24 protein-coding genes are annotated in these 21,583 nt (G+C 57.2%); 11 read left to right on the top strand and 13 right to left on the bottom strand.

What is annotated here, in order from left to right:
• Window positions 1-179: 179 nt before the first annotated feature.
• Entirely contained in the window at window positions 180-1,529 is a 1,350-nt protein-coding gene (locus N5098_RS09790) for an alkaline phosphatase family protein (protein WP_267637686.1), read from the top strand.
• Here the strand turns inward: N5098_RS09790 and N5098_RS09785 are convergent.
• On the bottom strand, window positions 1,526-2,599 hold the full coding sequence (locus tag N5098_RS09785; RefSeq protein WP_267637685.1) for a tubulin/FtsZ family protein: 1,074 nt from the start codon (window positions 2,597-2,599) through the stop codon (window positions 1,526-1,528). The genes N5098_RS09790 and N5098_RS09785 overlap by 4 nt on opposite strands.
• Window positions 2,600-2,744: 145 nt before the next feature.
• On the opposite strand from N5098_RS09785, the gene N5098_RS09780 reads away from it, so the two are divergent.
• The gene (locus tag N5098_RS09780; protein WP_267637684.1) at window positions 2,745-3,113 is read left to right on the top strand and encodes a fluoride efflux transporter FluC; all 369 of its coding nucleotides are present in this window, start codon (window positions 2,745-2,747) and stop codon (window positions 3,111-3,113) included.
• A complete protein-coding gene (locus N5098_RS09775) occupies window positions 3,101-3,457 on the top strand; it encodes a fluoride efflux transporter FluC (RefSeq protein WP_267637683.1) in 357 nt (118 codons plus the stop codon). Before N5098_RS09780 ends, N5098_RS09775 begins: the two co-directional genes overlap by 13 nt.
• Window positions 3,458-3,478: 21 nt before the next feature.
• On the opposite strand, the gene N5098_RS09770 is transcribed toward N5098_RS09775, so the two are convergent.
• The 3 genes from N5098_RS09770 to N5098_RS09760 all read right to left on the bottom strand — a co-directional run bounded on the left by N5098_RS09770 (window position 3,479) and on the right by N5098_RS09760 (window position 5,543).
• Window positions 3,479-4,201 carry a CPBP family intramembrane glutamic endopeptidase gene (locus N5098_RS09770; RefSeq protein ID WP_267637682.1) on the bottom strand — a complete coding sequence of 241 codons (723 nt, stop codon included), beginning with the start codon at window positions 4,199-4,201 and terminating at the stop codon, window positions 3,479-3,481.
• Window positions 4,198-4,785, bottom strand: coding sequence for a TetR/AcrR family transcriptional regulator (locus tag N5098_RS09765; RefSeq protein ID WP_267637681.1), 588 nt, complete (start codon window positions 4,783-4,785; stop codon window positions 4,198-4,200). Before N5098_RS09765 ends, N5098_RS09770 begins: the two co-directional genes overlap by 4 nt.
• A 104-nt stretch (window positions 4,786-4,889) precedes the next feature.
• Entirely contained in the window at window positions 4,890-5,543 is a 654-nt protein-coding gene (locus N5098_RS09760; protein WP_267637680.1) for a hypothetical protein, read from the bottom strand.
• 199 nt (window positions 5,544-5,742) lie between these two features.
• Between N5098_RS09760 and N5098_RS09755 the strand changes: the two genes are divergently transcribed.
• Both N5098_RS09755 and N5098_RS09750 read left to right on the top strand, forming a co-directional pair.
• The gene (locus N5098_RS09755) at window positions 5,743-6,678 is read left to right on the top strand and encodes an NAD(P)H-binding protein (RefSeq protein WP_267637679.1); all 936 of its coding nucleotides are present in this window, start codon (window positions 5,743-5,745) and stop codon (window positions 6,676-6,678) included.
• Window positions 6,675-7,379, top strand: a complete 705-nt coding sequence (locus tag N5098_RS09750) for a DUF7530 family protein (RefSeq protein ID WP_267637678.1) — start codon at window positions 6,675-6,677, stop codon at window positions 7,377-7,379. The genes N5098_RS09755 and N5098_RS09750 overlap by 4 nt, the downstream gene beginning before the upstream one ends.
• Here N5098_RS09750 and N5098_RS09745 read toward each other — a convergent pair.
• Both N5098_RS09745 and N5098_RS09740 read right to left on the bottom strand, forming a co-directional pair.
• Window positions 7,371-7,544, bottom strand: coding sequence for a DUF5786 family protein (locus N5098_RS09745; protein ID WP_267637884.1), 174 nt, complete (start codon window positions 7,542-7,544; stop codon window positions 7,371-7,373). The genes N5098_RS09750 and N5098_RS09745 overlap by 9 nt on opposite strands.
• 159 nt (window positions 7,545-7,703) lie before the next feature.
• Entirely contained in the window at window positions 7,704-12,155 is a 4,452-nt protein-coding gene (locus N5098_RS09740) for a hypothetical protein (protein WP_267637677.1), read from the bottom strand.
• A 209-nt stretch (window positions 12,156-12,364) separates the two neighbouring features.
• Between N5098_RS09740 and N5098_RS09735 the strand changes: the two genes are divergently transcribed.
• Both N5098_RS09735 and N5098_RS09730 read left to right on the top strand, forming a co-directional pair.
• Window positions 12,365-12,781 carry a GIY-YIG nuclease family protein gene (locus N5098_RS09735; protein WP_267637676.1) on the top strand — a complete coding sequence of 139 codons (417 nt, stop codon included), beginning with the start codon at window positions 12,365-12,367 and terminating at the stop codon, window positions 12,779-12,781.
• Between the two features lie 38 nt (window positions 12,782-12,819).
• Entirely contained in the window at window positions 12,820-13,245 is a 426-nt protein-coding gene (locus N5098_RS09730) for a universal stress protein (protein ID WP_267637675.1), read from the top strand.
• Here N5098_RS09730 and N5098_RS09725 read toward each other — a convergent pair whose 3' ends face one another.
• From N5098_RS09725 to N5098_RS09710, 4 genes are read right to left on the bottom strand one after another with little or no spacing between them, the layout of a single operon-like run.
• Complete coding sequence (locus N5098_RS09725; protein ID WP_267637674.1) at window positions 13,246-14,283, bottom strand: NAD(P)/FAD-dependent oxidoreductase; 1,038 nt, start codon at window positions 14,281-14,283, stop codon at window positions 13,246-13,248.
• 42 nt (window positions 14,284-14,325) lie between these two features.
• A complete protein-coding gene (locus N5098_RS09720) occupies window positions 14,326-15,090 on the bottom strand; it encodes an SDR family NAD(P)-dependent oxidoreductase (RefSeq protein WP_267637673.1) in 765 nt (254 codons plus the stop codon).
• Window positions 15,087-15,983 carry an NAD-dependent epimerase/dehydratase family protein gene (locus tag N5098_RS09715; protein WP_267637672.1) on the bottom strand — a complete coding sequence of 299 codons (897 nt, stop codon included), beginning with the start codon at window positions 15,981-15,983 and terminating at the stop codon, window positions 15,087-15,089. The genes N5098_RS09720 and N5098_RS09715 overlap by 4 nt, the downstream gene beginning before the upstream one ends.
• Window positions 15,984-16,020: 37 nt before the next feature.
• Window positions 16,021-16,551, bottom strand: coding sequence for a DUF4870 domain-containing protein (locus tag N5098_RS09710; protein ID WP_267637671.1), 531 nt, complete (start codon window positions 16,549-16,551; stop codon window positions 16,021-16,023).
• 131 nt (window positions 16,552-16,682) lie between these two features.
• On the opposite strand from N5098_RS09710, the gene N5098_RS09705 reads away from it, so the two are divergent.
• Window positions 16,683-17,858 (top strand): MFS transporter, encoded by a 1,176-nt coding sequence (locus N5098_RS09705; protein ID WP_267637670.1) that lies wholly within the window; start codon window positions 16,683-16,685, stop codon window positions 17,856-17,858.
• 7 nt (window positions 17,859-17,865) lie between these two features.
• Here the strand turns inward: N5098_RS09705 and N5098_RS09700 are convergent, their stop codons facing one another.
• On the bottom strand, window positions 17,866-18,384 hold the full coding sequence (locus N5098_RS09700) for an NUDIX domain-containing protein (RefSeq protein ID WP_267637669.1): 519 nt from the start codon (window positions 18,382-18,384) through the stop codon (window positions 17,866-17,868).
• Window positions 18,385-18,464: 80 nt separating this feature from the next.
• Here N5098_RS09700 and N5098_RS09695 point away from each other — a divergent pair, with 80 nt between their 5' ends.
• Window positions 18,465-18,800 (top strand): 2Fe-2S iron-sulfur cluster binding domain-containing protein, encoded by a 336-nt coding sequence (locus N5098_RS09695; protein WP_267637668.1) that lies wholly within the window; start codon window positions 18,465-18,467, stop codon window positions 18,798-18,800.
• A gap of 61 nt (window positions 18,801-18,861) precedes the next feature.
• On the opposite strand, the gene N5098_RS09690 is transcribed toward N5098_RS09695, so the two are convergent.
• Window positions 18,862-20,061 (bottom strand): 3-hydroxyacyl-CoA dehydrogenase, encoded by a 1,200-nt coding sequence (locus N5098_RS09690; protein WP_267637667.1) that lies wholly within the window; start codon window positions 20,059-20,061, stop codon window positions 18,862-18,864.
• A gap of 264 nt (window positions 20,062-20,325) precedes the next feature.
• Between N5098_RS09690 and N5098_RS09685 the strand changes: the two genes are divergently transcribed.
• Together N5098_RS09685 and N5098_RS09680 are read left to right on the top strand one after the other, a co-directional pair.
• Window positions 20,326-20,799 (top strand): cupin domain-containing protein, encoded by a 474-nt coding sequence (locus N5098_RS09685; protein WP_267637666.1) that lies wholly within the window; start codon window positions 20,326-20,328, stop codon window positions 20,797-20,799.
• Window positions 20,800-20,845: 46 nt separating this feature from the next.
• Entirely contained in the window at window positions 20,846-21,010 is a 165-nt protein-coding gene (locus N5098_RS09680; protein WP_267637665.1) for a hypothetical protein, read from the top strand.
• Window positions 21,011-21,048: 38 nt separating this feature from the next.
• On the opposite strand, the gene N5098_RS09675 is transcribed toward N5098_RS09680, so the two are convergent.
• The gene (locus N5098_RS09675) at window positions 21,049-21,546 is read right to left on the bottom strand and encodes an acyl-CoA thioesterase (RefSeq protein ID WP_267637663.1); all 498 of its coding nucleotides are present in this window, start codon (window positions 21,544-21,546) and stop codon (window positions 21,049-21,051) included.
• Between the last annotated feature and the right edge of the window lie 37 nt (window positions 21,547-21,583).

Below are 21,583 nucleotides of genomic sequence, written 5' to 3'. Positions count from 1 at the left end.
TGTGATGTCAGCCACAGAAACACCAGTCGCGGTCGACCATCCAACAGTCGTGCCGTCGAACTTCGACCCTGATTCTCACTGCTGTCCGGAGTGTGACTCGTCCCCATGCGAGTGTTAACCCGGCCACAATCACGGCCGGCGGCAAGAAGTTTCTTGTAGTCGACACCTGAAAGCCGGATATGGGCCTGTTCGACCGGCTTCGTGGCGACGACCAACCCAGAGTAGCTGTTGTCGGTATCGATGGGGTACCCTACAGTCTGTTGTCCCAGAATTCTGATGAGTTTGAAACCTTCGGGGCGATTGCTGAGGAGGGAACGGCAGGAGCCATCGATAGTATCATTCCGCCGGATTCAAACGCGTGCTGGCCGGCGCTTACGACCGGCGTTAACCCGGGAGAAACTGGTGTCTACGGCGCGATAGATCGTGAAATCGACGCCTACGACACGTATATTCCGATGGGACGAGACACACAGGCGACCCGTCTCTGGACTCGTGTCCATGACGCTGGCCGGCAGGCGACGGTGCTGAACGTCCCTGTTACCTTCCCACCTGACCGCGATATTCAGCGCATGGTGTCTGGCTTTCTCTCCCCCGGCGTCGATAGGGCTGCCTACCCAGACGAGATTCGGGAGTACCTCACTGATATCGACTACCGTATCGATGTCGACGCAAAGCTTGGCCACCGCGATGATAAATCGGCGTTTCTCGACGACGCTCACGAGACAATGGATAAGCGATTCGAAGCGTTCGAACATTACATCGAACTCGACGATTGGGACCTCTTTTTTGGCGTTTTCATGACGCCAGACCGTGTCAATCACTTCCTGTTTGAAGAGTATGAACACAACGGAGAGGGCCACGAAGCGTTCATGGACTTTTATCGGAAACTCGACGGCTACATTGGCAAGTTGCGGGCGAAGCTACCAGACGATGTAACGCTCATTCTCGTTTCTGACCACGGCTTTACCACACTTTCTCACGAGGTAAACTGTAACGAGTGGCTCCGAGAGACGGGCTGGCTCGATTACCGAACCGAAACGCCAGATGGACTTGACGATATCGGCGACGAGACTCGGGCGTACTCGCTTATCCCTGGCCGGTTCTATCTCAACCTTGCGGGGCGCGAGCCACGCGGGACGATTCCTGAAACAGAGTACGAGGCGACTCAAGCGGAACTAAAAAAAGCCCTACTGGAGATGACTGGGCCTGATGGGTCATCTGTTATCAAACGTGTCGAGACAAAAGAGAGTGCGTTCCGGGGGAACCACGACGAAATTGCACCGGACCTCGTCGCGATTCCCCATGACGGATTTGACCTCAAGGCTTCGTTCAACGGCCCGGACGACGTGTTTACCAAGACCGCACGGAACGGGATGCATACGTTCGAGGATGCGTCGCTGTTTATCGATCACCCAGACGCACAGATTCAGGACGCGGACCTCTACGATATTGCGCCAACGCTGCTTACCTTGCTCGATATTGACTACGACCGGGGAGAGTTCGACGGAGCAACTCTTGTCAGGCCCTAAAAGAGGTCGTCGAGTTCATCGTTTTCGAACTGTTCGACCGGGTCGCGGCTTTCTGCGTTCTCGTGTGCCTCACGGGCGCGGTCCATGAACTCCTCGATGCGCTGTGACCGCTCAACGCCACCAAGGACGACCAGCGCTGCCAAACGGTCACTTTCGAGTGGGAAGTCTCCGCCACGGACCTGCAACGAGCCAGTTTCCTCTTCGAGCCATTTGCGGGCGCGTTCGACGCCTTTCCGCGAGATGCAGTCTGGGTCGCCGGCGACGACAAGCAATGCAGCCTCAGCATCAACTGCGTTGGGTAGGCTCATACCCGTTAGCAGCGCTTTTCGCGTCAGGCTCGTAATCGTATTGACGTTCTCTCCGGGGTCGTCTGCCGCCTCGGCACTGGCGTAGCCAAGCGAGGCAATACCACCGCCACGCAGCGTGTTCATAATCTCTGAGGAGTCGACGACGCTCTCGCCGACACCCTCGACGGCCTCGCCGGAGGCCAGCAGGAGGCCAAGACGCTGGGCAATCTGGTCGTTAATCTGGTCGAACCCTTCTTCGAGGGTTTCCTGACTGCTCCGCCAAGCGTCGTTATCAATGAGCAAGGCAGCATCAGATTCGCGGACGACTGTCTTCAGCGACCGTCCTGCATTTGCCTGGTAGAGCGAGCCTTCGTCACGACCCGGGAGGACACCGACCACATAAATCGGAACATCGTAGACACGGTTGAGTTCTTTCGCGAGTGCAGGTGCGCCGCCGCTGCCGGTCCCGCCACCGAGGCCAGCGACGATGACGACCGCCTCGGCATCGGTCGAGATACGTCCGTCGAGGGAGTCCATCACCTCCGTTGACTCTTCTTGCATAATCTCGGCGGCGAGTTCGTTATCACCACCGACACCATGACCTTTCACCCTGTCTTGGCCGATGAGCATCGTATCGATACTGAGAGACTGGAGGTCTGCTTTCGCAGTGTTGACACCGAATGCGCCCTGCACCGCATCAAATCCCATCTCCTGGTCAAACTCAGCCAGCACTTGCGTTACTTTTCCGCCGGCTTGGCCGACACCAATCAGGACGACTTGCATGTTATCCCTTAGTTCACCATCCCGTCATGTAACTGTTGCTGACTTCAACCTAGCTTTAGTTTCTGTTTTTATCCCCGACGCCCCAGTACTGAAACAATCTCAGATTTTCGAAAGTGTGGAGTAGCTCTCCCTCGTGACCCGCTGTATGTCGTCGTCACGCTCGTCGGCGTTTGCGCTGATTGCTGTTGGCGGGTTCGTGGGTGCGGGCGGACGCTACGCACTGGCCGTGTGGCTTCCGGAGACATTTCCGTGGGGTACACTCGCCGCAAACGTCTTCGGCACGTTCTTGCTCGGTGTGGTGCTGTACGACCAGCACCTCGCTGACCGACTGAGCGCCGAGACGCGGTTGCTTGTCGGCACCGGCTTCTGTTCGTCGTTTACCACCTACAGCACGTTTGCGGCCGAAACAGTGTCACTGTCTCCGGCACTGGCCGCGGCAAACGTGGTCGCAAACTACGTGCTCGGATTCGCCGCTATTTTGCTTGGCCGTGCCGCCGTGAGGTGGAGTCGGTGATCGAGTTCTTGCTCGTCGGCACCGGTGGAATACTCGGTGCGTGGATGCGCCACCTGCTCGGTGAACGTATCGACACCCGGACGCGCGACACGCTCGCGGTGAACGTCCTCGGGAGTTTCACGCTCGGGGCCTTGCTCGCAGTCCCCGAGACCCACCCGGTCTTTTTTGTCTTCGCAGTCGGGTTCTGTGGCGCGTTCACCACCTTTTCGACGTTTGCGTTCGAGACGGTCCGGCTATTCGAGACGGGCGACCGTCGGCTGGCGGTGTGGAATGCTGGTATCAACCTCGTCGGCGCGCTGTTGGCCGTCGTTGCTGGTACCTTGATCGGTGTCGTGGTTGTTTGACCACGACTACCAGGCAGAAACCTATACTGAAGTCCCTTGTTCGTGTGAGTCATTCGTCGACTTGTCGTTCGTAACGAAGCCGAGATAGAAGACGTACAGACCGTTGGTCACAACGTGAGCGATGGCAGCAGCGACCAGCCCGCTGAAGACGAAGAGAATACCCCACCCGATGCCGAGAAGCGTCAACACGACGATATGGCCACTGCCTCTGTCGGCATGTGCAAATCCGAACAGAATCGCCGACGGAACAATCAGGAGCCACGGCGAAACCGAAAGTATCGCTGCCATCGCACCGATCAATGAGCCCCGAAAGAGCAACTCTTCGGCAGATGACGCGACAGCGATGCCTCCGGCGTAACATCCCATCTCCCAGCCGGTCTTGGGCATCGCGTCCTCGAACGGTTGCGAGAACGAGAGCCCGGCGGCTTCGAACGGTGTTTTCACTCCCACGAACACGCCAAAGGAGGCACAGCCAACACCAATCCCGAGTGGGAGCGCTATCACTGACTCATTGAGACCAATCGTCTCGGGCGCAAGTTCCCAGAACGCCATCCCGACTACGGCTGGACTCCCGACGACGACAGTGATTCCTAACCCCTGAACTCCGAGAAGGATGGACGCCTTCTTGGCCGACAGGCTCACCGAGTTGAGGCCGCCCTGTGTGGCCAAGTGAACTGACCCGCCGGCCAGTGCCAGTGCAACCAGTAGTCCCAGACCTGCGACGATCGTAACGCCCAGACTCATTGTTCTATTTCAAGCTCCGGCGGTCCGTCGACGTACAGGTCCGTGAGGATGTACCGCACTGTCCCCTGCACCAGTGGTTCACTCGACTTTCCGAATACTGCACGCCGTTCGGCGCCATCGATTATTGCAAGGAGCAGTCTGGCAGTCTGTTCTGGATGCTCCGTCTCGAAGACACCGCTCTCCACACCCTCTCGAATCGTCTCCGTGAACTGCCCGACACACGCCTCAGTCAGTTCCAACAGCGACTGGCGCAACATCTCGTTGCTATCTGTCGTCGACAACAACAACTGGCTGCTCGGGGGCAGCATCTCCATCTGTTGTACTGCCTCGGCGGCAGCAAACATTTCCTGTACCATCGTCGCGAGACGTTCGTCCGGCGGGCCCTCTACCGACGAGAGTTCCGTGGTTAGTTCCTCTTTCAAGTAATCGACTATTGCAACTAATAGCTCGTCTTTCGACTCGAAATGATAGTACACGCCGGCCCCTGTCATGTCGAGTTCCTCCGCGAGACGCTGTATCGTCAGTGACTCGTACCCCTCAGTCACGAGAATGCTCACTGCTGTTTCGAGGATTTCTTCGCTCATAGTTAGTTAACGTTAATTAACCAAGCTCAAACCACCGATTTTCGACGCCGGTGGCTAGTCGTCCGTCTCGACGGCTAGAGGAACGAACGCAAGAAACTGTGTGTCTACTCGTCGCCGACCGGTTTCCGCCGGAGGGCGTCGATGTTGTCCTGCAAGGCGTTCAGCTCGGATTCGAGTTGTTCGTGGCGTTCGATGAGTTCGCTCAACTCGTCGGTGTTGACTGAGTGGTCTTTGGCGAGTGCGGCCTCAAGCGAGTCGTTTGTCGCCTCCGCGAGGAAGATGGCTGTCTGGAGCACTTCGTGTGGAGTGCCCTTGTAGTCATACAGGTTCACACCGCCGGAGGCTGCAGAGTAAGAGACTAACGGCACCTCCTCTTCGTGGTGGTAGCTCGTCGTTACATCGAGTTCAGTGATGGGGTTGAGCCGTTCCTGTGTGACTTCGACCCGGACAAGATAGAACGGCTCGGCCAGCGAGGGGTAGGTTTCGGCGAGATCACGCAGTTTGTCGGCCGGGCCGACACCGAGTTGGGCCTCCACGTCGCCAAAGAAATGTGCCGAGTTCGTCAGCGCCAATGCCACCGTATAGAATACTTCTTGATTGTGCTCGGCAAACGACCGCACCCGCTCACGCAGCTTCTCGTGTTTTCCTTCGATGGACAGCTTCTCCAGCTCGTCGAGCAAGGCGCGTGTGCCACGCTCCTGTTCAAGATACTCCTCAACGACAGTCCCGAGCATCTCCTTGCTGTCCACGTCGTCCATATCTCTCAGTTCGTCCCCCTCCTCCTTACCGTTTCGGTCGCTAGTTGTGACGATGTTTGGTGTCGTAACTGCTGTTGTAGGTTGGCCTCCGAACAACAAAACCAGCACCGTCTACGCCAGTCCCATCTCAGCGTCAGACGGTAATTTCGACCTCCGTTGTTGCGTGGGGAATTAAACGGCTCTGGTCCCACGTTGTTGTATGACTGTGCTCGTCACTGGGGCGACCGGTTTCGTCGGGAGTCGCCTTGTGCCCGCATTGCGTGCGGCGGATCACCACGTTCAGGTTCTAGTCAGGGATGCCGGTGGCTACGATTCGCCAGATGGGGTCGAAGTCTTCGAGGGGGACCTGCTTGAGCCGGGAAGCTTCGACGCGTGTCTCGATGGCGTCGACGCTGCGTACTATCTTGTCCACTCGATGCGAACCGGCTCAGACTTTGAGGAACGGGACAGGACTGCGGCCCGTAACTTCGCGGACGCGGCCAGCGAGGCAGGGCTGGACCGGGTTGTCTATCTTGGCGGACTCGGTGAAGAAGGGGAACAACTTTCTCGACACCTCCGCTCTCGCCGAGAGGTTGAGGCAGTCCTCGGTGAGGGAAGCTACGACTTGACGACGTTGCGAGCGGCCATCATCATTGGCGACGGCAGCGCGAGTTTCGAGATGGTTTACGACCTCGCGTGCCGGCTTCCGGTCATGGTTACACCCCGCTGGGTAGCCAACGAGTGTCAACCCATTGCTATCGACGACGTTATCGCGTACCTCGTCGGTGTTCTCGACACCCCTGAGACAGCTGGGACGACATACGAAATCGGCGGGCCGGACGTGTTGACCTACCGTGAAGTCATCGAGCGAACGGCCTCGGTCGCCGGCCGCCGGGTCCCGCTGATTGTTCCTGTTCCGGTGTTGTCGCCGCGCCTGTCTTCGTACTGGATTGGACTCGTTACCGACATCGACCGCTGGGTTGCCCGCCCACTTATCGAGGGACTGCGAAATCCTGTTGTGGTCACCGATGACAGCATTACCGACCACGTCTCGGTCAACCTGACACAGTTTGATGACTCCGTCGCTCAGGCGCTCGGTGGTGTCGAGGCTCAGGGAACTGCGCCGCCACGGGCCACGGGGGCTGGTGAGCGGTGAGCCAACCCGAGTACGGTGAGACGTGGGTGTATGAGGGTATTGTCGGCGCAGTTCCCGGCATCGACCTCACCCAGCGAGTCGCATTGGTACTGCAGTTCTTGTTGTTCGAGAGTGCCGTCTTGTTACTTGGATGGTATTATAATCGCTGGTCGGCGGTCGTCGCGGGAACTGTCGCCGTCATCGTGACAACCGTTGGGAGTGCACAGATGGTCCGTATCGCGCGCCGTATCCGTGGCGAGCGTATCCCTGTTTCCTACCGCAAGTTTCTGTTCGCCTCGAATATCGAAGTTGTGCTCACTGTCTTTGCATTCAGTGCACTCATTACCTATCTGTTCGCCTTTGATAGGTCACTCATCGAATCACTGCTCGGGACAGACCAGCCAGCTCCGGCAGTTTATCTCTTCTTGATTATTATCTGGGATGTGTGTTACCGCATTGGAGCGGCGTGGTGGAGTAGCGTTGCAGGGCTCTGGCGCTCAGTCCAGCATCGGTTTGATGGAGAAACCCGACAGAATCTCCGACGGGCAGATATGGAAACGGCGGCATTCGGCCTCGTGCAACTGGCCTTTGTCCCGTTCTTGCTTGACGAGCCACTGCTACTTGGGCTTCTCGTTGGACACGTCTGTGCGGTACTCATCGTCACAGCACTCGCTATTGTTCTCTGTAGACCACCAGAACGGCACCCAACAGCGTCACTCTGACTGCATCTGCTTGAACTGGTCGAGGAGTTGTTCTGCGGACTCTCCGCTCTCGTATTCGACGCTTCCACGGTACTCGTTGCGCTCGTCGTCGAAACTTGTGTCAACTTCACTACTCATGCGCTCGCGACGTTCGTGCTCATCGTTATCGTAGGCTCCCATCGACATTGTTTCACACACCCATTCTTCGGTGTTGGTTGTAATCAATGTAACGGCAGTCTGTCTTTCGTTGACAGATACCACGAACAGCAACGCAACTCTCGAAAGCGAAGCTGTGTTTGCCGATATCATCACAACTATGGCCGGCTACGTCCAGACCGATTCTGGTTATATCCAGTAGCCAAGCACGTGGATACCGCCGACAAGTGCGCTCCCACCGATAAGCGCACCCCGGCCGACACCAACGCCAAAGACACTGATTACTCCTGATGTCCCGTCACCATCGGCTCCGCCAGCATCGTTCCCGTCGCTGTCTTCACCTTGGCCTTCTGTCCCATTGCTCTCGGTGTCGTCTCCGCCTTCGACGACAAGTTCAACTGTTATCTCGTCGTCTGGTGTCTCGACGCGGAGGGTGTATGTTCCGGGTTCTCGGCCGATTGCCACCTCGTCGAAGGCAACAGTTGTGTTCTCGCCAGCCGATAGCTCAACTGTTCTCTCACCCAGTGACTCCCCACCGAGAGCGATGGTCACTGGTCCGTCAGCCGTTGCTGTCCCCGTGTTGTTGACGACAGCTTTGGGAGCGATTTGTGTACCCTGCTGGATTGAGCTCGGGACATCGACGCCGTCGAGTTCGAGGACTGCCACAGGCTCTTTGATACTCACATCGACCGTTTCCTGTTCGTCCGGCGTCCGGACTGTCAGGGTATAGTTTCCGGGGCCGAGTTCGGTAAGCTCATCAGTAAACGAGTAAGACACGTCCTGTCCAACGAGTAGGTCCGCTGTCCGTTCAGCGACCACTTCACCGTCACGCAACAGCTCAACTGTCCCTGTCTCGTTGATCGTTCCGGTGTTGCGGACCGTCGTCTCGAAGGCAAGTCCAGCCTCGCCGTCCGTGACAGTCGAGGTTGCATTGATATCAGCCACTTCGAAAACCCCGTCAGACTCATCGACAACGAGCAAGACTCCCTCGAAGTCGTCTGGCGTCCGAAGCTCCAACGGATACTGTCCGGGTTCGAGGTCGTCCAGTGCGTCCTCGAAATGCATCGTCCGAGACTCGCCTGGTGCAAGCTCGACCGTCTTATTAGCAACAACCTCAGCGTCCAGAATCAGGTCGACGGTCTTGTTATCCGAGAGGAGCCCGGTATTGGTAACAACGCCCGACATCTCGACGAGTGTTCCGTTCGTAGTGACAACGGAGTCGGCAGTCAGGTCCGTCACCTCGTACTCGCCGCTGACATTATCTTTTTCGACGACTGCCAGCGACCGCTCGTCCAGTTTCTCTTGGTAGGCCCAGAACTCGATGGTGACCTCTTCGTCAGGCTCAAGCATTGACAGGTCTGTGTTGACGCTAAAGTTCCCGCTTTCGTCGATAGCGACGTTGTTGATTTCGACTTTGGTTGACTCGTCTATTACGTCGATGACGATGTTCACCGGCAAGTCGGTTCCCGGTGCGAGGGTTGTTGTTCCGGAGAGAGTTGCCCCCAACCCGTTCGCGACGATTGGCTCTCCATCGTCGTTCGTCCGGTCGTACTCCACAGTTCTGTTTGTGATGGTGAACGTTGAACTTTCGATTGGCTTCTCGCTCTCCGGGGAGAGGTACGGGAACGGTGGCGGGTTGAGGCCGCGGTCTTCGGGGTTGAATGGGTCTGGAAGGACACCTCTTGAGACAGTAGAGAACCGGTACCGTTCCTCTTGTGGCGGAGTGTAGCTCATGTTGACCTCGAATCTCGCACCGTCTGCTGGCGTTGGTGAGAACGGCTCCGGTCCTCGGGTGTCAACAAGGACATAGAACTGCTCCATCGCTGTCGGGTCTTCAGCAAAGCCCGGATTGAGGAGGATACTCACGTCGTCACTCTCTGCCTCGAAGAGGTCCACGGTCGTCGGGGGAACGTTTCGGCCTGCATTCAGGTGAGAAAGAGACAGCTCTATTCCTTCCGGGCGGTCGAGCAACGTCTTGAATTCGCTTGGGGAGACTAAAGTTGGCTCGCCCGAGCCGATTCGGGTGCTTCCTCTAGTGCTGTCGAGTAGTGACCCGTAGAACCCAGTCGCGTTGACTTCGATAAGTAGCCGATCGTTGCGTGCGATTGTCCCAGCTGGTTGTGCCGAATCGAGCAGCCCTTCGACGGCACCCGGAGTGAGCTCTTCACTGTCATCGGGAGGAAGCTGGAACGACCGCTCGTCGGCGGTTCCGGTTGGCAACCGGTAAGTTGTCACGTTCGTAAGTTCAGGCTCAGTCAACGCAATAGTTGCCCGGTCAAGCGGGAACCGTGCATCCGGCACTCCATCCTCGTTTACGATGACCGAGTCTCCGCCGCCGATGACCATACTCACGTCGCTTCCCGGCTGTAGCGGCCGTGCCTGAACGCCTGAGTTGGCTGCTTTCCGGTAGCCAGTCAGGGTCTCAGCAATCTGTTCGTACTTTTGATTCTGGAACTGCAGTCCCTCGAAGACGCCCGTTGGCTTGGCGTCGGGACCGAGTTCCTGTGCGTAGCTCGTCACGTCGCCCTCGACTGGGATGTACACTTCCTCGGATGGTCGGTCCGTCCCGACCAGCCGTGTGTTGATAACGAACGTCGCCGAGCCGCTGACGTGAAGAATGTCGAGTGGCGCGCCGGACTGTGACTCATCGGCTGCTCGGTCGCCGCCAACAATGATGTACGCCTGTTCAATCTCGTTGAGCGCGACACTGACTGTGACGAAATCACCTGCTGTCCCCTCATATGCACCGGCAACGTCTGGCGAACTCGCTGTCGTTCCAAAATCTGCGTTGTCCGGGTTGTACACCGGCTTCATATCGAAGGCTCCTTCGATGGTATCGGACTCAACGTTACCGAACACGTCCGTCATCGCGACTGTCACATCGTGTGGACCATCTTCGATACCCTCGATATCGCGTGGATTAATCTCTATCTGCTCGCCTACGCCCTGTTTGACTGTCTGCTCGAAAACAACGTTTCCATCCGGCCCGTCAATCTTGACTGTCACGTTCTGCATGTTGATGCCAGTGGCGGAGTACTCGATAGACACCGTTTCGTCGACCTGTACGGTGTCCGGTGTGACACGCTCAACTTTCGGGCTGTTCTCGATGACGGCAGTGGCCTCGAAGGCGTCGTCAAGCGTGTGGCTTTCTGTCCCGCCGAACTCGTCTTTGACCCAGAGTGTCACGTCATATTCACCTTCTATGTAGGCCGGAAGCGCTGCCTGTGAGAGGGTATACTCAGCCGACACGCCCGGGTCGACTGGCTTGTCGAGAACGCGTGACCCATCCGGGGCCTCGACACGCAGTCGGGCTTGGTCAAGGTTCACTCCGGAAGCGGTGTACGTGACTGTAACGGCACTACCCACGTCGAGCCGCTCTGGGGTTACAGCCTCCACAGTCGGTCCATTCTCGATATTTGCGGTGGGGACACTGGTCGACGCTGCATCGATGGCAGTTAGTGCTGTTACGTTGACTGGCAGTGCAGTGGTCTCGTGTGTGACTGTAAGTGTGCGTTGCTCTCCCGGCTGGAGAAAGATTGACTGCTCCTCGATTGTCTGGCCGTCCGCCTCGAAGACGACAGTTTGCTCGGTACCGGCTGGGTCCTTGTTTTCGATGACTGTCTCTACAGTAATCGTGCCGTCTTCGTGTGTGCCGCCCATCGACGTTATCTCGACCGTGCCGACTTGGATTGAAGCAGTATCGAGTGCTGTCTCTACGGTCGCATTGAGTGGGACCGATTCAGGGTCGTAGGTAAACGTCACGTCGGTCTGTGCCCCCGCAGCGAGAGAGATATTTTGTGTCTTAATTTCTCGTCCGTCAACATCTAACGCCACAGGCTGTTCGGCGGCAATCGATTCCTCATTCTTTATTTCCGCATCGACGGTGACTTGATCGTTTTTATAGACCGCATCGAGCGAGATGACAGTGAACTGGGCCGCTTCTAGTACTGTCAGCGTCCCGTTCGTTTTCTCTTGGGCTGTCTCGACAGTGTAGTTGTAAGTGCCCGGATCCAGGCCGGGGTTGATACTGCTGAAAGTAAGCTCTGTTGACCCCTCAGCACCGATACTGGTGTCGGGTTTGACGGCCTGTTGTGTCCCGTTTACGAGCAGTTTGACATCCTGTGTGCCGTCGAGCGTCCCAACGTTTTGTATTGTTGTCTCGATATCGAATGCGTTCCCTTCGACGATTGTCTTCGTTGGTGGGGTGATGTTATCGACCGAAAAATACTCCCAGCGCACCGTGACGACTGTTGAGTCGGCGTCGTCTCCACTCTGTACTTTCGGGGTAATTGTCCGCCCGTAATCTGGAGCAGGGTTAGCTTCCGGGACAGGGACAGAACGCCACGTCAGCGTCACCGACTTCGACTGTCCAGCATCGAGTGAGACGTTCGTCGAATCCTGAACGATCCCGCTGCCGTCGGTCAAATTAATCTGTTGCTCACCGCTGACGTTTCCCTTGTTTGTAACGGTCACATCGACAGCAAGATTGTCGTTTCCATCGACTGCATCGCTCGTATCCATTGTGACGGTAAAATTCGTCTCGCTATCGGCGTTGACACCACTCATTCCGGCAGAAACAACAACAATAATTGCTGTGACGGTGACGACAGCAAGCGCGAGCGACCGAATACTGTCTTTCATATGGCGTTACAGTTGCAGTTGTTGCGGAGTGTTCGACTGTTACGTGTATTAATACTGCGGCCACATTCTCAGCAGTGACAATGCACTGCCAGCACACGATGGCACGGACAGTCGGTCGGCTACTGATAGACCACGGACACGAGGTGGTCTTCGTTGTCGTCACTGGTGGGGAACGATGACCTGAATAGCTGTCGGGGCAACGTCGACACATGGCTGGTGGGACCTACACGTTGCTCGTCGAACTTCCAGAGTGCGCCGACATTGAGGTGGGGGCACTCGGTGAGTACTTTTTCGAGTCAGGTTGGTATGCCTACGTCGGGAGCGCGCTCGGGACGGGCGGGTTCAGTCGCGTTGAGCGCCATCAAGAAATTGCCAATGGAGAGCGTGACGTGCGACACTGGCATATCGACTATCTGCTCGGTCACAAAGCATCAACTCTCGAAACAGTTATTCGCTCTGCTGGGGTCGACGCCGAATGCGCCATAGCCGATACCATTGAGGCCAGTTCAATTCCAGCGTTTGGCTGTTCAGACTGTGGCTGTGACTCACATCTGTTCTATCGCTCGGACCGTAGCGCACTCTGCTCGACTGTCGAAACTGCCCACCAGACTACTGAAACAGCGTAGTCGCCTTCTTTATTACACTGCTTTTCGAAGCACCAGCTATGACTGTCCTCATCGCATACGACGGTTCCGACCCGGCACAGGCAGCGGTCGAACACGCTATTCGGGAACATCCCGACGAACAGTTGGTGCTCTTGCACACTGTCGAGGCCGCAAGCGGTTCGATTGATGCGACGGTCAACATGATTCAAAAAGCGCTCAAAGACCAGCGCAAAGCGGTTGAGGAAGACTTTGTCGATGAAGTGACCGACCTCCTCGCCGATGAGGACGTCGAGTACACGACAGAAGTGACAGTCGGGGACCCGGCCCATGAAGTTATCGAGTACGCTGAAGAACACGCTATCGACCACATCGTTGTCGGCAATCACGGCCGACAGGGAGCCTCTCGTATTTTCCTCGGGAACGTCGCCGAATCAGTCGTTCGACGGTCTCCTGTCACCGTCACTGTTGTTCGCGACGAGGAGTAGCTACTGTGCGTTGACGATTCCCTCGCCGACGTTGAGTCCGTTTGACAGGGCAGCGTGGACACGGGCCTCGCCGGTTACCCAGTCGCCGAGACAGTATAGCCCTTCGCGTTCTGCTGAATCGAGGGGGCCTGTATCGACACCTGACTCGGGCAGTGCGTATCGCCAGCCTTGGTGGTCACTCCAGACAGGCGTCTGCAGGCGGTCGTCTCCGATAATTTCGGCGGCGTACTCCGCGAGGGCAGCCACGTTCGCCTCCGGGTCGTCATCGTAGTGAGTAACTGACCACTCTTGATTGGGTTGAACGACGAACAGCGTCTCCCCGTCAGGGACGTGGCCGGGCTTGCACTCTTCGCGTGAAATCCAGCCGATTTCGTGGTCTTTTCCGGGGTTGACCAGTCCGTAGTACGGTACGTCAACTTCGAACTCATAGCGGAGGACCGCCGACCAGATGGTGCGGTACTCCACCCCTTCGACGGCCTCGATAAGTGTTTCACGGACTGGTGAGTCCCACATAGTGTTCTGCAACAACGCCGCCGTCTGTGGTGCTGGGGGACTCATCAGGAGGATATCGAACGGTCCCCATTCGGCGCCGTCAGTGTCGATGGCAGTCCATTTGTCGTCTCTGTGCCGGAGCTCCTCGACGCGGGTTCGTCGGTGGACTGTCGCATCCGTTTGGTCGAAAAGCCGTTTCGCAATCTGTGTGAGACCCTGCCGATAGGTCCATTTCCGACTGTCCGAGTCGCGTCCTTCCGAGACGGTCCCATCGGCATCGAACGTGTAAATCGGCTCGGGAATGTCGGATAGCCCCTCTGTGTCGAGCGTGTCGGTCAGCAGGTCGACAACACGTTCGTCGTCGTCTTTCACGTAGTTCGCGCCGTAGTCATAGGTCAACTCCTCGTGCCGGCGAGTCGCGGCACGCCCACAGACGCCGCCGGACTTTTCGAGGACGGTCACCGTCGTGTCATGATGGGCGCTGTCGAGGACGAACGTCGCCGCGGCGGCTGCCACACCAGCGCCGACAATGCCGATTTCTGTCATCGTCTCGCACTTGGCCCCGACAGGCATAAACCTCACTTCGGGTTACTTCACCAGGTAGCCGCCGTCGACGACGAGGGTATGACCGTGAATAAACCGGCCGCCATCGCTTGCGAGCAACACCGCTGCTGGAGCGATGTCTTCGGGCTGACCGACGAAAGGCGTCAAAATTCCATCGAGTAGCTCCTGTTCGTCTTCGTCGGTTTCGATTGGCGTCATGCCTGACTCGACGGGGCCGGGACAGATAGCGTTCACCGGTATTCCGTCCGGACCGTAATCTAGTGCCATCTGCCGGGTAAGTCCCGTGACTGCGCCTTTCGAGGCGACGTAGGCTGCTTTTTCAGTGTCGTCGCCTCCACGAAGCCCTCGCTGTGAGGCGATATTGATGATACGGCCGTGGTCACTCTCACGAATATGCGGGAGTGCCTGTTTCGAACAGCGGACCACGCCTTTGACGTTTACGTCGTGGACGTGGTCCCACTCCTCGTCGGTTACATCCTGAACAGAGTTGTTGCTTGTCACGCCTGCGCTGTTGACCAGAATATCGATACCGCCGTAGGTTTCGATAGCGCGCTCGACCAGTTGTTTGACAGCTAATTCGTCTGTGATATCTGTCTGCGTGAAAACGGCGTTTCCTCCCTCGCTTTCGATGACCTCACCTGTTGTCCGGGTGTCGCCAGATGCCCGTGACTCCTCGCGGATATCGGCGAGGACAACGTTTGCGCCTTCACGAGCAAACTCGGTCGCGATTGCCCGTCCGATACCACTGCTTGCACCGGTGACGATGGCCGTTCTATCGTCAAGTTTCATGAGCTTCCCTTGAGCCGGGGACCGTCGACAGTCTCGCCCTCGGCGGTTCGCCAGGAGTGAGCTGGCTCCCAGTCGAGGTCACGCTGTGCCTTGGCACTCAGAAAGGCTGCATTGTCGCCTTTTGGGTTCCACTCGGGGGCGAGGTCACCCCATGCCCTGTCGATTGCCGTAGCGGTCGATGTGTCGATATAGTTGTCTTTGGCGACAGCAATATACCTGTCGTGGCCCGTCCGCTGGGTTTCGAGTGCACAACGGACCAGCCGTGCCACGTCTCTGACATCGATGTACGACCAGAGACTTCCCGACGGTGTTGGGTTGTCAGGGTCGAACGATTCCCTGGCTGTGGGGGTCTCGTACGCACCGGGAACCTGAATCCACGAGGGTTGGAGCGAGGCAACGGACACGCCGTATCGTCTAGCTGTTCGCTCGGCGACAATCTCGCTGACGACTTTCGATGTGCCGTAAGCATCCTCCGGTCGCTGTGGGTGTGTTTCGTCGACAGGCAGCGACGCAAGTGGGCGTGCCTCGTCGCGGTAAGTAACACCGTAGGTCGCCTCACTCGAACTCCAGACAATATCGGCACCCACCTCGCCTGCTGCGGTGAAGACGTTGTATGTGCTTGTGACGTTGTTGACGAACGTCTCGGTGCCGGCTCGGTGGCCCGCACCCGGCACGGCACCCAGGTGGACCACGGCGTCGGGCTGTACGTCACACAGTATCTCCCAAACCGGTCCCTGGTCGGTCAGGTCGGCGGCGAGATATTCGACGGTCTCGTAGGGCGAACTGTGTGGTTCCTGCAGGTCGACGGCAAGAATCTCGTAGTCGCTGGCCAACTTCTCGACTGTCCACCGACCCAGTGTCCCGAGCGCACCGGTAACGACAACTGTATCCATGTGTTGAGGGCGGACCGGCGTGCCTTAGTCTCAGGGGTCACAGAATTGGTGGTGTAAGTGGATACGACCAGCATTCACCCTTACTCGCCTTGATAGCCGCGATGACAACAAACACTGTCCCGAGCATCACGAGCATAAACGCGAAGTAAATTCCAACATAGCCAACCATGAACATGGCTGAGATGAATATATAGAATGTCAACATAACCTGCCAGTTTGTGGCGTTCGCCGCGTTCGCCCTGACAAATGGGTCATCGACTACGACATACACAATAAGAGGGCCAATGACCCATGTAAGTAGAGCGAGTACATGTGTGAGGGCGGCTATGGTTGTCTCCGACTGATTTCGACGCCCGTACCCGTGTCCCCCTCTCGTCCCAGCCGTGTTGGTGTCCCTCTGGCTCTTGTTGGCTCCCCATTGTCCCTGTGAGCTATGGGAAGTATTTGTCTGGGTTCCGGCGTGGTCCGATTGGCTGTCACTCGTATCGAGGCGTTGCCCACACTCCGGACAGTAGCGGTCGCCAAATGCGACGCTCGACCCACAACCCCGACAATACTGCTGTGCCATATTCCCAGCGATGGCGGCCCGGTATATAAAATAGCGTTCGCTATTTCGCTGTGTCGTCTCTTGGAGAGTAAGAAACGGTGTGCCCACGGAAACCGAGAGACACTTTAGGGCTCAAGCCGGCAACACAGTAGATGGCACGCTGGTCGGCCAACAGAACAGTCCTCGTCGCCTGTACCCTTGCCTTCTTTGCCACGATGGTCGCGCGGCTAGTCATCAGCCCCGTGGTACCGGCGATTGCGGACAATCTCGACGTCTCGAACGCTGATATCGGGCTGGCACTTTCAGGGATGTGGCTTTCTTACGCGCTCTCACAGTTCCCGAGTGGCTTGCTTGGCGACCGGTACGGCGAACGAGTCGTCATTCTCGTCGCTGTTGGCGGGACTGCACTCGCAAGCTTTGCGCTCGCACTCTCCCCGACGTTTGGTGTGTTTATGCTCCTGACAGTCGTCCTCGGTGGTGTCGCTGGCTTGCACTATAGCGTTGCGACGACGCTTCTTTCCCGGTTGTTTTCGAATACCGGGACTGCAATCGGTGTCCACAGCGCTGGCGCACCGATTGCCGGGCTGCTCGCACCCGTTGTTGCGGCGTATCTCGGGTCACATGTCAGCTGGCGCCACGCAGTTTCGCTCGGAGCTGTCGCGGCTGTTCCGGCCACAGCACTCGTTGCCCATGGTATCGCCCCGGTCGAGCCACGACGGCCCAACGAGCGAATACGTGACCGTCTCGATATTGCCGCCTTCGGCGAGTTGCTGACGCGGCCACCGATTGCGGGGACGATGGTTGTCTCCGTGCTTGCTGCGTTTGTCTGGCAGGGTACTGCCTCGTTTCTCCCCACGTTTCTGGTCGAACACCGGGGCTACTCCGAGCCTGTGGCTGGCGCTATCTTTTCTGGGTATTTCGTGGTACAGGGTGTCGGCCAGCCGGGGATGGGGTGGCTCTCGGACCGCATTGGGCGTGATGCCGCGATGGTGGTCTGTTCGCTCGCTGGTGTTGGCGGCTATGCGCTGTACGTCCGCGGTCCTGGGCTGGCCAGTGTTATGGCTGCAACTGTCCTTGTCGGAATTGCGATGAGCTGGGGGGCAACGATGCTTCCGAAGTTCATCGATAATATGGAGCCAGAAGAAGAGGGAGTTGGATTCGGTCTCATCCGTACGACGTATATGGTGTTCGGTGCGTCGGGGTCGTTCGGTGTTGGTTTGCTCGCCGACTCGTTTAACTGGGCTGTTACCTTTCTCACGCTTTCGGGTATTCTTGGGAGTGTCGCCGTTGCATTGATTGGGGCGGCTGTGCGTCGTCGATTGCTCTGAGTTGGGTCTACAGGCGTTCTGGTCCGAGACGCGAGGCTGGTGGATAGCTACTGTCTGGCAACGCACTCCACCATTTAGCTGCTGCTATCTCGTCTTCCTGTGGGTCTACCTTGCCGCCGACGGCACTGGCGAGAAACGCTACTCCCAGCTCCTCGATTGGCTTGCAGTCGCCGTCTTCGAGCCGGTTTTCGGCGATGTGGACGTACGCGACATCAAACACTTCACAGTCGATGCCTGTCTCCTCATGGACTTCACGTTCGCCGGCGTGGTCACTGCGTTCTGTCGGCTCGATGAAGCCGCCAGGAACTCCCCAACCGTCGGGACCGCCGTGCGTGCGAACTAGCAACGTCTCGTCTTTTCGTTCAACCCAGACGCGCGAGGCACCCGGGACACCGCGTTTGTGGTTTCTCAGAACGCGCTCGAAATCCTTGTCTGCGTGATAGTAGGTATCGGATTCGACCGGAAACTCGCCGTACGTGCTACGGAGGTAATCAAGGCGTTGCTCGATATCGTCGGAGTCAGCCATGTAACTGCTGTGTGGGGCAGATGTGATATACCTTCTACTGCGCAGCCGGATTGATACGCGTCCAGCTTGTATGGCTGAGTATGAGCGAGACCGTACCGGTCACCGTCAGCGACGGTGACTCAGAGACAACTATTGAAATAGAGCGGGGGCGGACGCTCCGAGACGCGCTGCTCGAACGCGACTTTCCAGTTTATGGCACGGTATCCCGGTACGCTAACTGTGGTGGCCGCGGGCTCTGTGCGACTTGTACCGTCGAGGTTGACTCCGCACCCGAGCCAACACACTGGCACGACAAAGCTGCGGTCCGGTTTGGCTACCCGCGTCTCTCTTGTTGTCTCACGGTCAAGGAGCCGATGCGGGTGCGTCTTCTCGACAAGCACGTCTGGGGACAGGTTGTCCCCCGACGGTCCGAGTGACTGCTCGTAACTGGGACTGCCCGAAACTGGGAGGGTGGCCCAAAAGAGCGGTAGCGACGGGCTACTCGTAAAACAACTCGTTGTGTTTTGCCTTCTGGACGAGCAACTCACAAGGAAGCGTTTCAGCAACTTTATTCGTCGACTCATGACGACTGGCAACGTCGGTTAACCGTGAGAGAATCGCATCCGCGCCGACCTCGTCGGCCTTCTCGAAGGGACCCTGTGGCCAGTTCCCCCCGAGTTTTGCGCCGGTATCTACGTCTTCGACGCTCGCCACGTCATGTTGGACCATCTTCGCAGCTTCGTTGACAATTGGTGCCCAGACGAGGAGTGGGTCGAACGCCTGACCAGTGTCGACGGAAATCTCGGGTTCATCGCGGTCGCTGTAGTCGTAGTAGCCCGCGTCAGTCTTCCGACCGTATCGTCCCTTATCATACAGCTGGTACAGCAGCGGGCACACATCTGTCTCGTAGGAGAGTGGCCGCTCATCTTCGAGATGGTCTTCAGCTCCTTCGACGCGGAGTTGAATCGCTCCCGTGTAATCAGCGAGTTCGAACGGTCCCATCGGGAACCCTTCACTGAACTTCATCGCCGAGTCGATTGCTTCCATTGAATGCTCGCCACGGTAGACCATCCACGCCGGCTCCTCGCCGTAGGGACGCATCAGCCGATTGACGATGAACGAGGGCACGTCTTTTTGACACCGAATCGGTGTTTTCCCGAAGTCTTCGACTAGTGCTTCCGCCGTATCCACGACTCTGTCGGGCGTGTGTTCGGTCATTACCACCTCGACGAGGTCCATCAGCATTGGTGGGTTGAACCAGTGAGTCCCGAGTACCTGCCCGGGCCGGTCGGTCACCTCGGCGAGTCGGGTAATATTCAGCCCTGACGTATTCGTCGCAAGAATTGCTGTTGAGGGGGCAGCCTCATCGAGGTCAGCGAAAATGTCTTCTTTGACCGACTGTTGCTCGACTGCGGCCTCGGTGATGAAATCAGCGTTCCCGACAGCCGTCTCAAACTCGGTCGTAAATGAAACTCTGTTGAGAGCGTCGTCAGCCGCTGTCTGTGTAATAGCGTCGCTTTCGACGCTTTTTCCATAGGACCACTCAATCTGGTCGTGTGCCTCTGCCAACTGGTCTTTGTCGATGTCGTTGATGACAACGTCATAGCCGGCGAGCGCGGCAACCGCACCGATTCCACGGCCCATCTCTCCTGCGCCGATGACCGCAACAGTCTCGATATCGTCAGTTGTAACGACCATACCGACCGTTCTCAGCGATGAGTGAAAAAACGACCACACCGAAGATTGAGCTTTATTATCATTCGTAGCGAAGGTCTTATACACAATCTCGTTGTATGTTATCAATAACCATGACACCGAGAAAGTTCCGCGAGCGTCTCGAAGAGTCCGAAGACCGTATCGACCGCCACGAGCTAGCAGAGGCACTCAAATACGTCCGTGACGATGGTCGGTGACTGAGCCTTGGCGCAGGTTTTTATTATCGCCACCTGAACAGAGTTGCTGATGAGACACATCAATGAGGGTGATATCGACTGGAAAGCGTACGAACAGGAAGGCCACGAGTTCCGGCGTAAGGAACTCACTAACGCAGTTGCGGCAGAACAACTCGGCTGTAGCCTCTATGAACTCCCTTCGGGGAATCGCTCGTGGCCGTACCACTATCATACTGCCAACGAGGAAGCGCTGTTTGTCCTTGATGGGACAGGGATAGTCCGTCTTAATGGTGATGAGCGCCCGCTTGAGTCCGGTGATTTCGTCGCCTTTCCCGCAACAGAAGACGGCGGCCACCAAGTTGTCAATGACAGTAGTGGGTCGCTCAGATATCTCGTCGTCTCGACGATGGAAGAACCAGATGTAACTGTCTACCCCGAGATGGAGAAGTTCGGCGTCTACGTCGGCTCTCCCCCCGGCGGTCGCGAAGAGCGGACGTTTGAAGGCTACTTTCCGCTTGACGCCGACACAGAGTATTGGGAGTAATGACAGGTCCCCAGAGATTTACTCGGGGAACCAGTACAGACCGAATATGGCGGTTCAGGTCAGCCGTTTTGGCGGACTCGGCGTTCTTGGCATCCTCGGCATCTGGATAAACGAACCTGCGCTGTACGCTCTGTTCGCGCTGTTTGCTCTCTTTGCCGTCGACCGAACGGTAACGCTTCCGTTCGATGAAAAGCCTCCAAACAAGAAATAACAGACCCACTGGACAACTTTCACTGGCGGTTGAGACTCTCAGTAGTCGTTTGTCATCCGTTCGATGATAGATTCGAGTTCCGCCTGACGCTTCTCGACTGCTTCTTTGCGCAGTTCCTTTTCGGCCTCAGTTTTGCAGGCCACCTCGGGAACTGTCGCCGGATTGCCGTCGTCATCGATTGCGACAAAGGTCAGAAATGAAGTCGTTGTCTCCTGTTTCTCGCCAGTACGCGGGTCTTCGGAGTGCACGTCGACTTTCACATCAACGCTCGTCTCGCCTGTGTTGAACGCGTAGGCATTAATAACGGCAATCTCACCAACGTCAATTGGCGCGATGAAATCGACGTGGTCCATCGATGCCGTCACGCACTGCTTGTTCGCAAACCGCATCGCCGAAATAGCCCCACAAATGTCCATCCAGTGTAACACGACGCCACCCAGTGCTCGCCCAAGCGCGTTTGTGTCGTCAGGCAGAAGCATCTCGGTCATCTCAGTGTGTGATTCGCTCAAATGGACAGTAGATTCCTCCTCGCTCATACCTGAGAGGAGTACGGGGGGATAAAAACACTCATCG

Origin of the sequence: Halovenus rubra (genome assembly GCF_026586665.1) — an archaeon.
GTDB classification, from domain to species: Archaea; Halobacteriota; Halobacteria; order Halobacteriales; family Haloarculaceae; genus Halovenus; species Halovenus rubra.
The sequence above is the reverse complement of the archived record's forward strand: the minus strand, read 5'-3'. Positions and strand labels throughout refer to the sequence as shown.

Excerpts from the sequence above, each read along its gene's own strand:
- N5098_RS09720 (WP_267637673.1), bottom strand. The coding sequence starts at position 15,090 with ATGAAACTTGACGATAGAACGGCCATCGTCACCGGTGCAAGCAGTGGT.
- N5098_RS09780 (WP_267637684.1), top strand. The coding sequence starts at position 2,745 with ATGTCGTCGTCACGCTCGTCGGCGTTTGCGCTGATTGCTGTTGGCGGG.
- N5098_RS09730 (WP_267637675.1), top strand. The coding sequence starts at position 12,820 with ATGACTGTCCTCATCGCATACGACGGTTCCGACCCGGCACAGGCAGCG.
- N5098_RS09770 (WP_267637682.1), bottom strand. The coding sequence starts at position 4,201 with ATGAGTCTGGGCGTTACGATCGTCGCAGGTCTGGGACTACTGGTTGCA.
- N5098_RS09695 (WP_267637668.1), top strand. The coding sequence starts at position 18,465 with ATGAGCGAGACCGTACCGGTCACCGTCAGCGACGGTGACTCAGAGACA.
- N5098_RS09685 (WP_267637666.1), top strand. The coding sequence starts at position 20,326 with ATGAGACACATCAATGAGGGTGATATCGACTGGAAAGCGTACGAACAG.
- N5098_RS09725 (WP_267637674.1), bottom strand. The coding sequence starts at position 14,283 with ATGACAGAAATCGGCATTGTCGGCGCTGGTGTGGCAGCCGCCGCGGCG.
- N5098_RS09790 (WP_267637686.1), top strand. The coding sequence starts at position 180 with ATGGGCCTGTTCGACCGGCTTCGTGGCGACGACCAACCCAGAGTAGCT.
- N5098_RS09760 (WP_267637680.1), bottom strand. The coding sequence starts at position 5,543 with ATGGACGACGTGGACAGCAAGGAGATGCTCGGGACTGTCGTTGAGGAG.
- N5098_RS09715 (WP_267637672.1), bottom strand. The coding sequence starts at position 15,983 with ATGGATACAGTTGTCGTTACCGGTGCGCTCGGGACACTGGGTCGGTGG.
- N5098_RS09735 (WP_267637676.1), top strand. The coding sequence starts at position 12,365 with ATGGCTGGTGGGACCTACACGTTGCTCGTCGAACTTCCAGAGTGCGCC.
- N5098_RS09680 (WP_267637665.1), top strand. The coding sequence starts at position 20,846 with ATGGCGGTTCAGGTCAGCCGTTTTGGCGGACTCGGCGTTCTTGGCATC.
- N5098_RS09710 (WP_267637671.1), bottom strand. The coding sequence starts at position 16,551 with ATGGCACAGCAGTATTGTCGGGGTTGTGGGTCGAGCGTCGCATTTGGC.
- N5098_RS09740 (WP_267637677.1), bottom strand. The coding sequence starts at position 12,155 with ATGAAAGACAGTATTCGGTCGCTCGCGCTTGCTGTCGTCACCGTCACA.
- N5098_RS09690 (WP_267637667.1), bottom strand. The coding sequence starts at position 20,061 with ATGGTCGTTACAACTGACGATATCGAGACTGTTGCGGTCATCGGCGCA.
- N5098_RS09700 (WP_267637669.1), bottom strand. The coding sequence starts at position 18,384 with ATGGCTGACTCCGACGATATCGAGCAACGCCTTGATTACCTCCGTAGC.
- N5098_RS09675 (WP_267637663.1), bottom strand. The coding sequence starts at position 21,546 with ATGAGCGAGGAGGAATCTACTGTCCATTTGAGCGAATCACACACTGAG.
- N5098_RS09765 (WP_267637681.1), bottom strand. The coding sequence starts at position 4,785 with ATGAGCGAAGAAATCCTCGAAACAGCAGTGAGCATTCTCGTGACTGAG.
- N5098_RS09755 (WP_267637679.1), top strand. The coding sequence starts at position 5,743 with ATGACTGTGCTCGTCACTGGGGCGACCGGTTTCGTCGGGAGTCGCCTT.
- N5098_RS09705 (WP_267637670.1), top strand. The coding sequence starts at position 16,683 with ATGGCACGCTGGTCGGCCAACAGAACAGTCCTCGTCGCCTGTACCCTT.
- N5098_RS09785 (WP_267637685.1), bottom strand. The coding sequence starts at position 2,599 with ATGCAAGTCGTCCTGATTGGTGTCGGCCAAGCCGGCGGAAAAGTAACG.
- N5098_RS09745 (WP_267637884.1), bottom strand. The coding sequence starts at position 7,544 with ATGTCGATGGGAGCCTACGATAACGATGAGCACGAACGTCGCGAGCGC.